We start from the raw sequence: 14685 nt of genomic DNA, 5'->3' as shown, positions 1-14685 counted from the left end.
GTGCCGACTTGAGATACCGGTTTGTGAACTTCTGTCTCAGGGTGTTTACCCTTGGCATGCGTTTTGGGCTTATTGCCTTGCTGGCCCGGTTTCTCGACGTTGCTTCGGTTGGTCATTATGGCCTGTTCGCAGCAGCGATCTTCTACGGTCTGCTTGTGTTTGGGCTAGACCTGTACGTTTTTGTCAATCGCGAGATCGTCAGAGCGAAGCCCAATGAAATTAGCGGCCTTCTCAAAAATCAGTTCCTCGTTATCTGTTTGGGCTATCTGCTGCTTGCTCCGCCGGTCCTTTACGTGCTGCAGCAGAGCAACCTTCCCAGCGATCTGTTGTGGTGGTTCCTGCCGGTTTTGCTGCTTGAGCACTTCAACCAGGAAGTGTTTAGGGTCCTGGTTGTTCTGGAACGGCAACTGACCGCAAGCATTTTGCTGTTTGTGCGACAGGGCAGCTGGGTAATGATCCTTGCTGTGCTTTTCTGGCTCGATCCCGAGAGCCGCAACCTGACCCTATTGTTCAGCCTTTGGCTCGGTGCGGGTATTCTTGCGGCGATTGGCGCTCTCGTGGCATTGCGTGCCGTAGGTTTGGGGCGGCCAGACGCCGGGCTCAAGCTTCAATGGGTGAAAGCAGCGCTGCTGGTGAGCGCAATTTACCTTCTCGCCACCCTTGCTTTGCGCGCGATTCTTACGTTTGACCGTTTCATCATGGAGGAGTTGAGCGGCATTGAGATTGTCGGAGTTTATGTCTTTTTTGTAGGACTTGCCGCGGCTTTGAACGCGCTCTCCGATGCTGCAGTATTTGCGTTCAAATACCCCCAATTGTTGCGTCTGGCTGATCCTGATCCAACCGCTGAGTTTTGGCGCCAGTCCGCCTTTATGGCTTTGCAGGCTGCTATTTTTGCGATCGTGTTTGTGGCCGGAGCAGTTTTCGTCTTGCCTTGGATATTGGCCTGGGTGAGCGCGCCGATCTATGCGCAATTCGCGCAGTTGTTTTATTGGGCGCTTGCTGCTGCAACTTTGCTTTCATGGTCCATGGTCCCTCACTATATTCTTTATTCGCTAAACAGGGACACGCTGATTTTGTCTTCTCACCTTATAGCTATGGCGATTTTTTTTCTGTCGACCTATCTCATTTCCGCTCAAAATTCGCTCTACGCTGTTCCAATCAGCGTGGTTCTGGCTATGGCTACAAACCTCGTAGCGAAATCATTGGCTAGCGCCTATGTCTATGCGTCACTTAGCAAGCGCAATGCGGCCAATTAGGCCAATGCAATGGGAGCACTGAGGGTCTATGATCAGATACGGCCAACAAGACATCAATCAGGCTGACATCGATGCCGTTGTAAAGGTGTTGACCTCTGTCAACCTTACCCAGGGGCCCAACATTCCAGCTTTTGAGCAAAAAGTTGCGGCTTTGTCGGGGGCCCGTTATGCAGTAGCCGTCAATAGCGCAACATCAGCTTTGCATATCGCCTGCTTGGCGCTTGAGCTTGGTCCTGGGGATATTCTGTGGACCGTGCCCAACACTTTCGTCGCCTCATCGAATTGTGCCCTGTATTGCGGCGCAAAGGTTGATTTCGTAGATATCGACCCGCTCACTTACAATATGAGCGTTTCTGCGTTGGAGGCGAAATTAGTCAAGGCCGAAGCCGATGGTCAGCTGCCTAAGATCGTTGTCCCTGTCCATTTGTCGGGCCAACCTTGTGATCTCGCAGGGATTCATGCGCTTAGCCAGATATATGGGTTCAAGATTATTGAGGATGCATCGCACGCGATAGGCGGCTCATACAAGGGTGAGCCGATTGGTAACAGCCGCTATAGTGATATCACCGTTTTCAGTTTTCATCCGGTCAAGATCATCACCACGGCTGAGGGCGGCATGGCGCTCACAAATGATGACTTGCTGGCGCAAAGGCTGGGTCTTTTCCGCAGCCACGGCATCACGCGCGATGATGCATTAATGACCAAGCCGATGGACGGCCCTTGGTACTACCAACAGGTCGAGTTAGGATACAATTACCGAATGACGGATATTCAGGCCGCGCTCGGGGTTAGCCAACTCGATAGGTTGGAGGCCTTTATCAAGCGCCGACATGAGATTGCTGATCGCTATGGAGAGCTTCTAGCGGATTTGCCGCTCACCCTGCCCTTTCAACATCCCGACGGTTACTCAGCATTTCACCTTTATGTCGTCCGCTTACAGCTTGATAAGATTCACAACTCGCACCGCGAAGTGTTCGAACTTTTGCGAGCCAAAGACATTATGGTCAATCTACATTACATTCCAGTGCATACGCAGCCCTTCTACCAGAGAATGGGCTTTGCCGAAGGTGACTACCCGGAGGCTGAGCAATATTACAGCGAGGCAATCAGCATCCCCATGCACCCTACATTGAGCGATGCGGAGCAGGATTATGTCGTGGCGGCCCTGCGGGAGGCGTTGACAGCTTAATGAGGCTGGCGGTTATTCCTGCACGAGGTGGAAGCAAGCGCATACCCCATAAGAACATCCGCGAGTTTTGCGGCAAGCCGATGATCGCCTGGTCGATTGAGGCAGCGCAAGAAGCGGATTGCTTTGATCAAATAATCGTGAGCACTGACGACCAGAGTATCGCCGAGATATCGCAAGAGTTTGGCGCTGATGTGCCGTTTGTCCGCCCGGCCGAACTTGCCGATGATCATTGTGGGATCGCGCAGGTGATTGCGCATGCTATTGGCGCTTTCTCGGTCGAAGGCCAAGACGTCAACGCGGTGTGTTGTATCCTTGCAACCGCCCCGATGATAAGCGCTCAAGACCTTCAAATGGGATTATCGGTGCTTGATGCAGGCGAGGTTGATTTCGCTTTCTCTGTGGCTTCTTATCCGTTTCCTATTCAGCGCGCACTACGGCTAGTCGAAGAGGATAAAATAGCAATGATCCAGCCCAAGCATGCCCAGACCCGCTCGCAGGACCTTGAAGAGACCTTTCACGATGCTGGCCAGTTTTATTGGGGCACCGCTATTGCTTGGCGGGAAGGGCGTGCGATCTTTTCCCAGCAAAGCGCACCAATCATTGTGCCGCGATATCGTGTGCAGGATATAGATACCCCGGAAGACTGGCAAAGGGCCGAAGCAATGATGCTGGCTGTGCGCGAGACTGCTAGAGCTAAAGCCAAGAAAGGCGCATAGTCATGGCAGGTCTGGTTGCCACAGATCACCGGGTTGTGATCAGGGTAGATTCCTCGATCGATATCGGCACCGGCCATGTTATGCGGTGCCTCACTTTGGCCAACGCGTTGAAGGCTGAGGGTATTTTGAGTGTTTTTTTGTGCCGCGCTCACAAGGGCCATCTTGTGGAATCCATCGCGGCACAAGGCCATGAGGTTATTGCGCTCCCGAAGCCAGATGAGGCCTTTCACACCACAGTAGGCGACCCGTCCCACGCTGAATGGTTGGGAGCGTCTTGGAAAACCGATGCGAAGCAAACCCAGGCTGCTCTTGGCTCGCGAAGATTTGCTTGGATGATTGTTGATCATTACGCGCTTGATAGGCGTTGGCAGCGAGCGATGCGGCCGTTTTGCGAGCGTATCTTGGTGATGGATGATCTGGCTGATCGGAGTCATGACTGTGATGTGCTTTTGGACCCGACGTTGGGACGCGAAATGAGCGAGTACAAGGTCTGCATCCCACTCAAAGCCAAGGCCCTACTTGGGCCAGGATATGCGCTTTTGCGGCCGGAGTTTGCGCAAAAACGTTCCACCAGTCTTGCGCGCCGAGAGAAGCCCAGACTGGAGCAACTACTGATTAACATGGGGGGCGTGGATAATGGTAACGCAACGCTTGGCATTCTCACGGCGCTGCGTGCGACCCCATTGCCCAATGGATGCAAGATCTGCGTTATCATGGGATCACAAGCGCCTTGGATTGAAGAGATCGAAGCTAGCGCCAAATCATTGCCTTGGCATACAGACGTGTTGATCGGTGTTGACGACGTGGCCTCAATAATGTCTGCCAGCGACCTAGCCTTTGGCGCCGGTGGCGGGACATCATGGGAGCGGTGTTGTATGGGCTTGCCGACAATGATGCTCTGCATGGCTGAAAATCAAATCGAAATGGCCCGCAGCTTATCAGACGCAGGCGCGGTCCAAGTGGGGCGCTCGCCGGAAGAGCTGACCGATTTTTTGAGTGCATTGCTGAACAAAGGCGACCTAGAGGGGTTTATGGTTGCCGCGAGCACAAGGGCTGCGGCGGTGACCGACGGTAAGGGGGTCTCGCGGGTGATTGGTGAAATGGACTTATGACGCAAAGCTGTTTAGTGCGCCAAGTACAGGCCAGTGATCTGGCACAACTCAGGGCATGGCGCAATCACGCGAGCATCCGGGCGTTTATGTTGACACAGCATGAGATCGCTCCCGAAGAACACGAAGATTGGTTTGCCCAGGTGAGCGCAGACCATACGCGCAGGCTGATCCTCATTGAGCAAGCGGGTGCCCCGATCGGGTATGCCCAATTTTCCGGCGTGGAGCCCCTGGGGGTTAGCGATTGGGGTTTTTATGCGCGGCCTCATGCGCCCAAGGGTTCAGGGAAAATGCTCGGCATAGCTGCACTCGATTTTGCATTTGAGGCCCTTGATCTGCACAAGGTACGTGGACAAGCTCTCGCCCTTAATGAGGCGTCGATTGCGATGCATCTAAAGCTGGGATTTGAAAAAGAAGGCGTGTTTCGCGAAGACGTTTGTGTAAAGGGCGAATGGCACGACCTTATTTGCTTTGGTTTGCTCAAATCTACTTGGAATGAAACTAGAGATCTCCGATGACTGATTTTGAAATCGCTGGACGCCGGGTAGGAACAAACCATCAGCCTTACATAATTGCTGAAATGTCCGCCAATCACAATGGCGATATTAGCACAGCTAGGGCGATCATCAGCGCGGCCGCAAAGGCGGGCGCAGATGCGATCAAAATGCAGACTTACCGCCCCGACACTATCACGCTTGATTGCGATAACGACGAGTTTCAGATCGTAGGTGGCTTGTGGGACGGGCGAACGCTTTACGACCTGTATGAAGAGGCCCACACCCCGTGGGATTGGCATGCGCCTTTGTTTGAGCATGCGCGCAATGAGGGCATTCCCATCTTCAGCTCACCGTTCGATACAACGGCCGTCGATTTGCTCGAAGATTTGGGCTCGCCGGCTTACAAGATTGCCTCGTTTGAGGCGGTTGATCTACCACTCATCCGCTATGTGGCGGCGACCAAAAAACCGATCATCATATCGACAGGCATGGCCAATGATGAGGAAATCGCAGAAGCTCTGGACGCAGCGCGGAGCGCAGGCGCAAGCCAAATTGCTGTGCTGCACTGCGTCAGCGGATATCCCGCGCCTGCTGGAGATTATAATCTCCAGACCATGGCTGACATGAAGGGCCGTTTTGGCTGTGTCGTCGGCCTGTCTGATCACACTTTGGACAACACGACCGCGGTGGCCAGCGTAGCGTTGGGTGCATCCATTATTGAAAAGCACTTCACCCTCGACCGTTCAGGCGGCGGGCCGGATGACAGCTTCTCCTTGGAGCCTGATGGTCTGGTCGAGTTGTGCCGGGACAGCAAAACCGCATGGCAAGCGCTGGGTCGTGTCGACTATGGCCGCAAGTCCAGCGAGATCGGCAATGCCCAGTTCCGGCGATCCCTGTATTTTGTCAAGGACGTCAAGGCCGGCGAGGTGATTGAGGCCGATGCAGTGCGCAGCGTTCGCCCTGGTTATGGTATTGCACCGAAGCATCTTCATGAGGTGATTGGTGCAACCGCGAAAACTGATATTGCCAAACATTCGCCCGTTGCCTTTGAGCATCTGAAAAAAGATGGCTGAAATTGGCCCCATGCTAGCAATTCTCAAGGCGCTTGGGAGCGAGGGCGATTATCATCACCACCGGCTTTTGAAGGATGGCCGTGGGAGCTTTGTGTGCTTAAAACTGCTCCGCGAAGTGATCTTTTATGCTGTGAGTGGCGCGCATAGGCAGGATAGTAGGCCTCGGGTAGCGGTTCTTCTCAAAGGCCCCAATCAATTGCGCCTGTTTCATCGCCAGCAAGATGTGCTTGCTCAAGAGCATGGCGCGCTGACAAGCTTTGCGGTTTCACGAAGCACCAAAGCTGCAGCGAGTCAGAGTTTCGCGCGGGTTGAGCTGCGCTCCGCAGTGCTTTTGGCGCTGTGTCTTTTGCGCTTGTTTGTGACGCGAAGGGCGCGCGATCTCAACCTGTTCTACCTACACTTTTTCGGCGCTATGCGGCGCGTATGCGAGACCAGCTTGCCCGAGACGCAAGTGGTGATTTGTTTTAATGACCAACCTTTTGATGTGGCTGCGATCATTCATGCGATGAACTTGCGAGCAAACGCGCTGACGATAGTCTGTCAGCATGGCCTCGTTTTGAGCGAGAGTTTCTACTTTCCGACTAAAGCGCAAAAATTCAGGGCGTGGGGGCGGCATGGCAGCCAGCATTTTTGGGGGTTGGACCGCCGCGCTCATCTCGATCTGGTTGGACGGTATGCTTTCGACAAAAGCAACCTTGTCGCCAATTGGGTTTTCCCGGACAAAAACGCACCCAGCGTGAGGGTGCTTTTGGCGCCCTCGTTTAATCGTTGTGAAGTTTTGCAGCTAGCTAGCGCATTGTCCGCAGTCGGCAAGCCTGTAACATTGGATGGTGGTTGGCAGGTTGGTCTTAAATTGCATCCCGCAACTAAGCGGCCAGAGGCTTTATGGCGCAAGATTAAGGTGATCTTGCCTGGCATTAAGCGTGAGACGGGGCATATGGAGGATTTGGCTCACAGCTATGATGCGCTTGCTACCAAGAATTCTACATCGGCGATCGACTTTCTTTTGCTGGGCAAACCTGTTGGCTTTGCCGATATACCTAAGGAAGCCGCCTTCCCATCGCGCGACTACGGTTTTGCTATTGACGAGCTGCCGAGTTTTTTTTCCGCTCCATACAATGCGGATGTAGCAGCCCTTCTGGCGGGGAAGAACGAGGGCCGCCTGCGGTTTTTGAACGAGGCGCTCAATGTCTAGCGTGCCTGCGCCGTTTCAGCCAACGATTCTGGCTGCTGAGGCGCGGCCAATGCAGTATACGCGTCCGCTTGCTTTTGCGATAGTGGTTCTTGGTCTCGTGATGCTTTCACTAGAATTCGCTCGGCCTCGTGTCGTGAGCGAAATGGAAGAGGTCGCACTTTATACATTCGCCTGGGGTGCCTTGGGTCTTTACTTGTTGGGTGCGGTAAGGGAGGCGCCCAAAGCTATCTTGTCTTCTCTTTATCAGGTCTACTACTTTATCAGCGTTCTAGCCGGAGCCACCCTTGTGTCCTTCGGCGCGCGCATGAATGAAATCCAACAGCCAGGCTACGCCAATGGTGCTTTCTGGATGCTGCTTGTCTGCCTGATTGTCTCGCTCGAATCGATCCGAGTTGGCTATGGCTTGGTGGAGCGTCGAGTCGGGAACCGTGCAAGGCAGGCGCCTGATATTGTGCAGGTCGCATCCTCCATGCTGTTTATTCTTTTTGTGGCAGCGGTCTCCTTTAGCATCTTATACTTCTATGGCAGCCCTCTCACATCTGGGGTCAACCGCATCCTTTTCTGGAGCGTGATCGCACCACCAGTCTTGTCACCAGTGCGCATTCTGATTTTCCTCACCTTCTTCTTGGTATGCTGTCTGGCGATGGGCAGAGTGTCGCGAAGAATAGCTTTTTTGGGGCGCGTGCTTTTTCTGATCTACGTTTTCTTGGGGGTTGTTTTGTTGGGAGAGAAGGCGTCGCTTTTTATTATCTACCTCAGCGCGTTCCTGTTTGTCTTCGCAGCGAACTCAGAGCGTATTGCCATTACCACGGTGAGCTTCGTTGTTATCCTTGTTGCGATCACCCTCGGGCTCTTTGTGGCTTACACCTACGAGACATCTGGCCTAGGGGCCGATTTCGTGTTCGCGAGGGTTGCTTTGCAGGCTCAGATACCATGGAGTGTCTTGCTCGAGCCTGAGGCAATCCTCTCCGATGGGCTTGGCTATCTTGAGCGAAATTTGGAGGTCGGCACGCTGCGAGAGGAAATTAGTGGGCGATATCTGCCAGCTAGCGTCTTGGCTGCACACTCGGAATCCGGCACCTCGCTGACAGGATTCATGCCAGCTTGGCAAATTTTGTTTTTTGGCACGAGTGGCGGAATGATTATCTTGATTGGGTTTTGTATCTTTCTCGGGGCTGTGCAGTTCTACACCGTTGACGCAGCAAGACGGGGTAAGCTGATCTTGTCTTTCGTGCTCTTCAGCGCGCACTTTCAGCTGCTCTCCATTTGGTATGTTGGCAACTTTAATGTGGCGATCATCCTTTTGTTCTTTACAGTTATTTTAGGAATTATCTCGTTGGCGCCCAAGATTCATGTTGGCGCCCGAGGAGAAGGTTTAAATTATGCTCAGTAATAAGACGCTTCTGATCACCGGGGGCACGGGATCATTTGGCAATGCCGTTTTGCGACGGTTTCTCGACTCCGACATAAGCGAGGTGCGCGTCTTCAGTCGAGATGAGAAGAAGCAAGACGACATGCGTAAAAAGTATGCCGATCCCAAACTCAAATTCTATTTGGGCGATGTCCGCGATTACCAGTCGATCTTGGCTGCTGTGCGCGGATGCGACTATATCTTTCATGCAGCCGCTCTCAAACAAGTGCCTTCATGCGAATTTCATCCGCTGGAAGCGGTCAAAACCAATGTTCTAGGTACCGAAAACACGCTGGAGGCAGCAATAAATTGCTCGGTTCAGCGGGTGATTTGTCTGAGCACCGACAAGGCCGTTTATCCGATTAACGCCATGGGCATAAGCAAGGCGATGATGGAAAAGGTTGCTGTTGCTAAAGCGCGATCCAGCGGCAAGACGATTATCAACATCACCCGGTATGGCAATGTGATGGCCTCGCGCGGTTCGGTTATCCCACTGTTTGCCAATCAGATTCGCGCAGGCGAACCGATCACCATTACTGACCCGGAAATGACCCGCTTCATGATGACCTTGGATGATGCGGTTGATTTAGTATTGTACGCTTTTGCCAATGGTAGACCGGGGGAAATTTTCGTTCAAAAGGCACCAGCTGCAACGATTCAAGTTCTAGCTCGGGCGTTGGTGAATCTGCTTAACGTCCCGGAACATCCGATCAACACGATTGGCACACGTCATGGCGAGAAACTGTTTGAGGTGCTGCTGAGCCGGGAAGAAATGACGGTGGCCAGCGATCTGGGTGACTACTTCTGTGTCCCGCCTGATTTGCGCGATCTCAATTACAGCAAATATGTTGAGCAAGGCGAAGAGAGTATTTCTGAGGCCGAAGAATACAATTCGCACAACACTGAGCGCCTCGATCAAGCGGGTATGCAAGAGCTATTGCTCAAGCTGAAAATTATCAGAGCGGCGGTCGAGGGCAAGTATATTGAGCCCGAGGAGTAACTCTCATGAATGGCGTCACGCGCAAAGTGTTGGTGACCGGCGCGAATGGTTTTGTTGGCAAGAACCTGACCGTCCATCTGCTTGAGCAAGAGGGAGTTGAGATCGTCCCTTTTACCCGAGACAATGCACCTGATGAGCTTGAGCGATTGGTTGGCGAGGCCGATGCTGTTGTACACTTGGCCGGCGAAAACCGCCCGGAAGATGATAGCGCCTTTGATGCTGTTAATCATCAGCTTACGCGGCACTTATGCGAAGCGATGCGGACGCAGTGGTGTGATCACCAACGTAAGCCCACCATGATCTACGCCTCCTCCGCGCAGGCGGAGCTCGATAACCTCTATGGAAAGAGCAAACTTGCTGGCGAACGCGCTGTTGAAGCCTTGGCGAAAGAAACTGAAATCCCGTGTATTGTGTTTCGCTTTACCGGCATTTTCGGTAAGTGGTGTAAGCCTGGCTACAACTCTGTTGTTGCAACCTTTTGTCATAATATCGCGCGAGATATACCTTTGCGCATTGACGATCCCGCGGCCGCTCTAGAACTGGTCTATATTGATGATGTGGTAAGTGCTATTCAGACTGCGCTTGATGGCCCTAAAGACGGTTATCAACTGCGCGAGGTGACGCCGGTCTATCGCACTAGTGTCGGCGCTCTTGCAGAGCATATATACGGTTTTGCCCATGGGCGCAGAACCTTGCATGTGGGGCGTGTGGGCGAAGGTTTTCAGCGAGCCCTATACGCCACCTTCATCAACGCGCTGCCGCAAGAGCAATTCAGCTACTCCATCCCAGCGCATCGAGATCCCAGAGGCGTGTTCGTAGAAATGCTCAAAACCCCCGATGTAGGCCAATTCAGTTTTCTGACGGCGCTACCCGGAGTAACGCGGGGGGGGCACTACCATCATACCAAGACCGAAAAATTCTTGGTCATTCGAGGCAAAGCGTCATTCGGCTTTCGGCATTTGCTCACCGGAGAAAGGCTTGAGCTCGTGACGGAAGGCGACCAGCCCCAAGTAGTTCAAACAATTCCCGGTTGGTCGCATGACATTACCAATATCGGAAGCGAAGAGTTGATCGTCATGCTTTGGGCGAATGAGATTTTTGACCGGCAACGTCCGGATACTGTTGTGAGCGAGGTCTAAGATGCAAAAGCTCAAAGTTGCCACAGTTGTTGGGACCCGGCCCGAGATCATCCGATTGTCACGAGTTATGGCAGCGCTCGATGAGCATTGCGACCATACGCTAATCCACACCGGGCAGAACTACGATTACGAGCTTAATCAGGTCTTTTTTGACGATTTGGGCATTCGCGAACCAGACTACTTCTTGGAAAGCGCCAGCGGCAGCGTAAGCGCTGCCAATACAATCGGCAATATGATCGCTGCGGTAGATACTGTGTTGGCCAAGGTGCAACCGGAAGCATTGCTTGTGCTGGGTGATACCAACAGTTGCTTGTCTGTCATTCCGGCCAAGCGCCGACAAATTCCGATTTTCCATATGGAGGCAGGCAATCGTTGTTTTGATGAAAGAGTGCCGGAGGAAACCAACCGAAAAATTGTTGATCATACGGCCGATATCAACTTGACCTACAGTTCGATCGCACGCGAATATCTGCTGCGAGAAGGCAAACCGCCAGACCAGGTGATCAAGACCGGCAGTCCGATGTTCGAAGTACTACATTATTACCGGCCTCAGATCGAGGCGTCGTTGGTTCTTTGTGGGCAAGAGATTACCAAGGGCGAGTATTTCGTTGTCAGCGCTCACCGCGAGGAAAATATCGAGCTTGAGGACAATTTTTTGCGCCTGGTCGAGGTGGTCAATTCGTTGGCGCGTGACCATGGCAAGCCGGTTCTGGTCTCAACGCACCCGCGCACCCGGAACCGGATTGATGCAGCCGGCGTAGAATTTGATCCCTTGATACGATTGCTCAAGCCACTGGGTTTTTTTGACTATGTCAAGCTGCAGGAAAATGCCAAGGCGGTCATTTCCGACAGTGGAACCATTTCCGAAGAGGCTTCCATACTCAACTTTCCTGCCCTCAACCTGCGCGAGGCACATGAAAGGCCTGAAGGTATGGAGGAAGCCGCCGTGATGATGGTGGGCCTTTCTGTTGAACGGGTCCGGCAGGGTCTGACCATCCTTGCCAGCCAGAAACGCGGCGAAGAACGCGACATGCGGCTGGTAAGCGATTACTCCATGCCCAATGTAAGCGGAAAAGTTGTAAAGATCATTCACAGCTACACAGACTACATCAACCGAGTGGTCTGGAAGAAGTATTGAGCGGGTCGACGTGCGTATCGCGCTGATCGCCGATACTTTCCCGCCGCAGCGCACTTCAGGCGCTGTACAACTGCGTGACCTGGTCCGAGAGTTTGCCCGGCAAGGCCATCACCTTACCGTCCTGCTGCCGGCCCCTGATCTTGCGGCACCCTGGAAAATGGACGATTTTGACGGGGTCGAAGTGCTGTGGCTCAAAGCGCCTAGAACCAAGGACATTGGCTATCTGCGCCGAGCTTTGGCTGAATTTGCAATGCCTTTTGTAATGCGGACTAGTCTGGCGAAAAGCCCGTTGGCAAATGTGCAGTGGGACGGTGTGATTTGGTATTCACCTTCGATTTTTTTTGGGCCGTTGGTCCGTTCCTTGCGCGCAGAGAGTGGTTGCAAAAGCTACCTAATCATTCGCGATATCTTTCCGCAATGGGCTGCTGATATGGGCTTGATGCGGCGTGGACCAGCCTACTACTTGCTCCACAAAATTGCCCAGTTTCAATACTCCGTCGCCGATGTCATTGGCGTCCAGACGCCCGGCAATCTCGCCTATTTCACAAGTTGGATGCGACGATATCCAGATCGCCATATCCAGGTTCTGGCCAATTGGTTAGGCGCGCCTGGCGCGCTGCGTTCGACCATTGATTTCAGCCAAACCACGCTCAAAGGGCGTAAGATCTTTGTCTACGCAGGCAATATGGGTGTTGCGCAGAATATGGATGTGATCGTGGAGCTGGCCAATTTTTTGAGGCACGACACAAGCATCGGATTTGCGCTTGTTGGACGCGGCAGTGAGAGAATGCGGCTAGAGGCGGTCGCTGCATCGATGGAGCTTGATAACCTCTTGTGTTTTAATGAAATTGACCCTGATGAAATCCCGTCCCTATATGCTCAGGCTACTGCCGGAATTGTGACACTTGATCCGCGCCACCGTTCGCACAATATTCCGGGTAAGTTTATTTCCTACATGCAATGTGGATTGCCAGTGCTCGCAAATGTTAATCAAGGCAATGATCTGGTGAGCCTCATCAATGAATGCAATGTCGGCGTAGTGGCTGAAAATGCAGAAGCTCCCAGGCTCTCGATACTGGTGAACAAGCTTTTGTCCTGCATTGACGATGAAGTAATCACCGCTGAGCGCTGCCAATCGCTTTTTGCCCGCGACTTTGCCGTTGAAGCGACGGTTGAGACCATTTTGGAGCACTTGCAGGGTCCATAGTCTTGGGAGTGAGCTACCTCTGGGCGGTAATTTGATTTTGGCAATGTCTAGCAATCTTGTATTAGCATTAGCCAGATTGGCACGCGCGAACCTTGCGATCAAACTTTCCAGGACGGATTTATGACGGCACATAGTGATTTCTCAGCCACGCCTAAAGAACCGCTCGATACCAAGCCACTTGCCAATAGTGCTACGGACACGGTTTTAAGCGGCCGCCCTTGGTATGATCGCTCGCGAGTACAGATGCCGATGTTGATCGTAGTGGTTCTGGCGTTGCAATTGATTGCGGTCTTTTCCTTAACCGGTTCGTTTGGTGGCCCAGTCCAGACTGGCACTTCATTGATCGGTACGCAGATTGCAAATATTCTTGGCGCATTCTTCTTTCGCAAAGCACAGCGGGTTCCTGGTGCCCGGTCGCTACGCTTCTTGCTACCCTCGCTGACTGCCAACTACGTCTTTTTGATCGGCTGCTTGTTCGCGTTTCGTATTCCTTACAGCGTCTGGTTGGTGGGTCTCGGATTTGTAGGTGCGCTGCTTGTCTTGTGGTTTCTCAACAGCCGCAGCAGGGCAGCTCCTAGTGAGTCATTGCATCTGATAGAGACTGCACAAACCAAAGAGCTGTTATCTGAAATCGAGCATATCCCATTCAGGGTTCTTCCGGATGCCGAGGCATTATCCCGGCTGTCGGATGGGGCTGTTATCGTGGATCTGCGCGAGGAGCTGTCGCCGGACTGGGAAAGGGCTATTGCTCAGGCGGTTTTGCGCGGCATCCCGGTTTTTCATGTGAAGCAGGCGTATGAATCTTTGACAGGTAAAGTGCGATTCGATCACCTTTCGGAAAATCATTTCGGTAGCCTTGTGCCCTCGCTCAGCTATCTCGCCATCAAGCGCATCATTGACGTCTTTGTCGCCTTAGCGGGGCTAATTGTGTTGAGTGTGCCCATGTCAATTTTAGCCCTTGCCATCCGGCTTGATTCCCCGGGGCCAGCGATTTTTAAGCACACGCGTATGGGCTATCGTGGCCGCTTCTTTAAGACCTATAAGTTTCGAACAATGGCTACTCGTATAGAGGATGATGGAGATCGCGAAAGCCAAATCACTCAGGCCAATGATCCGCGTGTCACCCGGATCGGCCGCTTTTTGCGCGATACTCGGCTCGATGAGCTTCCGCAGTTGCTGAACGTAGTTATGGGCGAGATGAGCTTGATCGGGCCCCGACCCGAAGCGGCGGCACTCTCGGAATGGTATCATGGAGGTTTGGATTTTTATGAGTATCGGCATATCGTAAGGCCCGGGATAACTGGCTGGGCTCAGGTTAATCAGGGCCATGTTACTGACATGGAGGATATCTTTCACAAGACGCAATACGATTTTTATTACATCAAAAATATCTCGTTCTGGCTTGATTTCCTGATTGCCATCAAGACCATTGAGATCATGTTTTCAAAACGTGGCGCGCGCTAGGGACCGCACCGGCTCGCCGGTTGTGCGACCTCGTAGCACTACCGATCCTCGCAAACTCTTATTATGTCAAGCCTCTCAGGCAGCCAATCGCTCGACGTGCTTGGGTTTGTAGGCTTAAGTCCAATTCCTCTTGCGCCCTTTGGTCTGCCGAAACAGTCTGCTGCGATTTGCCACTAGACTCTGCCTGTTCGTTTAGTTGCCGGGTGTAAGTATCCATGGCGCTCTTGATCGTAACGACTTGCTCGGACGCTCCCCCACCCGCTGACAAATGATCGACAACAGTATTTAGCG

The 14685-nt window shown here is 52.8% G+C and carries 13 protein-coding genes; all 13 read left to right on the top strand.

Annotated features, from left to right (window positions below):
* Nucleotides 1-23 precede the first annotated feature (23 nt).
* The 13 genes from ACFCXQ_RS02965 (at nucleotide 24) to ACFCXQ_RS02905 (ending at nucleotide 14394) form a co-directional block, all read left to right on the top strand.
* The gene (locus tag ACFCXQ_RS02965) at nucleotides 24-1256 is read left to right on the top strand and encodes a lipopolysaccharide biosynthesis protein (protein ID WP_379552933.1); all 1233 of its coding nucleotides are present in this window, start codon (nucleotides 24-26) and stop codon (nucleotides 1254-1256) included.
* Nucleotides 1257-1284: 28 nt separating this feature from the next.
* Entirely contained in the window at nucleotides 1285-2445 is a 1161-nt protein-coding gene (gene pseC, locus ACFCXQ_RS02960) for a UDP-4-amino-4,6-dideoxy-N-acetyl-beta-L-altrosamine transaminase (RefSeq protein ID WP_379552931.1), read from the top strand.
* The gene (gene pseF, locus ACFCXQ_RS02955) at nucleotides 2445-3161 is read left to right on the top strand and encodes a pseudaminic acid cytidylyltransferase (RefSeq protein WP_379552929.1); all 717 of its coding nucleotides are present in this window, start codon (nucleotides 2445-2447) and stop codon (nucleotides 3159-3161) included. Before pseC ends, pseF begins: the two co-directional genes overlap by 1 nt.
* A gap of 2 nt (nucleotides 3162-3163) precedes the next feature.
* Nucleotides 3164-4273: a UDP-2,4-diacetamido-2,4,6-trideoxy-beta-L-altropyranose hydrolase gene (gene pseG, locus ACFCXQ_RS02950; protein ID WP_379552927.1), complete on the top strand. Its 1110-nt coding sequence runs from the start codon at nucleotides 3164-3166 to the stop codon at nucleotides 4271-4273.
* Complete coding sequence (gene pseH, locus ACFCXQ_RS02945; protein WP_379552925.1) at nucleotides 4270-4788, top strand: UDP-4-amino-4,6-dideoxy-N-acetyl-beta-L-altrosamine N-acetyltransferase; 519 nt, start codon at nucleotides 4270-4272, stop codon at nucleotides 4786-4788. Before pseG ends, pseH begins: the two co-directional genes overlap by 4 nt.
* Nucleotides 4785-5840: a pseudaminic acid synthase gene (gene pseI, locus ACFCXQ_RS02940; RefSeq protein WP_379552923.1), complete on the top strand. Its 1056-nt coding sequence runs from the start codon at nucleotides 4785-4787 to the stop codon at nucleotides 5838-5840. The genes pseH and pseI overlap by 4 nt, the downstream gene beginning before the upstream one ends.
* Nucleotides 5841-6396: 556 nt before the next feature.
* A complete protein-coding gene (locus tag ACFCXQ_RS02935) occupies nucleotides 6397-7035 on the top strand; it encodes a hypothetical protein (RefSeq protein WP_379552921.1) in 639 nt (212 codons plus the stop codon).
* Entirely contained in the window at nucleotides 7028-8428 is a 1401-nt protein-coding gene (locus tag ACFCXQ_RS02930; protein WP_379552919.1) for a hypothetical protein, read from the top strand. Before ACFCXQ_RS02935 ends, ACFCXQ_RS02930 begins: the two co-directional genes overlap by 8 nt.
* Complete coding sequence (locus tag ACFCXQ_RS02925; protein WP_379552917.1) at nucleotides 8418-9446, top strand: polysaccharide biosynthesis protein; 1029 nt, start codon at nucleotides 8418-8420, stop codon at nucleotides 9444-9446. Before ACFCXQ_RS02930 ends, ACFCXQ_RS02925 begins: the two co-directional genes overlap by 11 nt.
* A 5-nt stretch (nucleotides 9447-9451) precedes the next feature.
* Nucleotides 9452-10585, top strand: coding sequence for a UDP-2-acetamido-2,6-beta-L-arabino-hexul-4-ose reductase (wbjC, locus tag ACFCXQ_RS02920; RefSeq protein WP_379552915.1), 1134 nt, complete (start codon nucleotides 9452-9454; stop codon nucleotides 10583-10585).
* Between the two features lies 1 nt (nucleotide 10586).
* Nucleotides 10587-11723 (top strand): non-hydrolyzing UDP-N-acetylglucosamine 2-epimerase, encoded by a 1137-nt coding sequence (gene wecB / locus ACFCXQ_RS02915; protein WP_379552913.1) that lies wholly within the window; start codon nucleotides 10587-10589, stop codon nucleotides 11721-11723.
* A 10-nt stretch (nucleotides 11724-11733) separates the two neighbouring features.
* Nucleotides 11734-12930: a glycosyltransferase family 4 protein gene (locus ACFCXQ_RS02910; protein ID WP_379552911.1), complete on the top strand. Its 1197-nt coding sequence runs from the start codon at nucleotides 11734-11736 to the stop codon at nucleotides 12928-12930.
* A 120-nt stretch (nucleotides 12931-13050) separates the two neighbouring features.
* Nucleotides 13051-14394, top strand: coding sequence for a sugar transferase (locus ACFCXQ_RS02905; protein ID WP_379552909.1), 1344 nt, complete (start codon nucleotides 13051-13053; stop codon nucleotides 14392-14394).
* Nucleotides 14395-14685: the final 291 nt, after the last annotated feature.

Origin of the sequence: Qipengyuania rhodophyticola (genome assembly GCF_042493225.1) — a bacterium.
Lineage (GTDB): Bacteria > Pseudomonadota > Alphaproteobacteria > Sphingomonadales > Sphingomonadaceae > Erythrobacter.
This window is presented reverse-complemented; position numbering and strand designations above follow the sequence as displayed.

What these genes read in the sequence shown, in the direction of transcription:
- pseI (WP_379552923.1), top strand. Translation starts at nt 4,785, where the DNA reads ATGACTGATTTTGAAATCGCTGGACGCCGGGTAGGAACAAACCATCAG.
- pseF (WP_379552929.1), top strand. Translation starts at nt 2,445, where the DNA reads ATGAGGCTGGCGGTTATTCCTGCACGAGGTGGAAGCAAGCGCATACCC.
- pseH (WP_379552925.1), top strand. Translation starts at nt 4,270, where the DNA reads ATGACGCAAAGCTGTTTAGTGCGCCAAGTACAGGCCAGTGATCTGGCA.
- ACFCXQ_RS02905 (WP_379552909.1), top strand. Translation starts at nt 13,051, where the DNA reads ATGACGGCACATAGTGATTTCTCAGCCACGCCTAAAGAACCGCTCGAT.
- wecB (WP_379552913.1), top strand. Translation starts at nt 10,587, where the DNA reads ATGCAAAAGCTCAAAGTTGCCACAGTTGTTGGGACCCGGCCCGAGATC.
- ACFCXQ_RS02930 (WP_379552919.1), top strand. Translation starts at nt 7,028, where the DNA reads ATGTCTAGCGTGCCTGCGCCGTTTCAGCCAACGATTCTGGCTGCTGAG.
- pseC (WP_379552931.1), top strand. Translation starts at nt 1,285, where the DNA reads ATGATCAGATACGGCCAACAAGACATCAATCAGGCTGACATCGATGCC.
- pseG (WP_379552927.1), top strand. Translation starts at nt 3,164, where the DNA reads ATGGCAGGTCTGGTTGCCACAGATCACCGGGTTGTGATCAGGGTAGAT.
- wbjC (WP_379552915.1), top strand. Translation starts at nt 9,452, where the DNA reads ATGAATGGCGTCACGCGCAAAGTGTTGGTGACCGGCGCGAATGGTTTT.
- ACFCXQ_RS02925 (WP_379552917.1), top strand. Translation starts at nt 8,418, where the DNA reads ATGCTCAGTAATAAGACGCTTCTGATCACCGGGGGCACGGGATCATTT.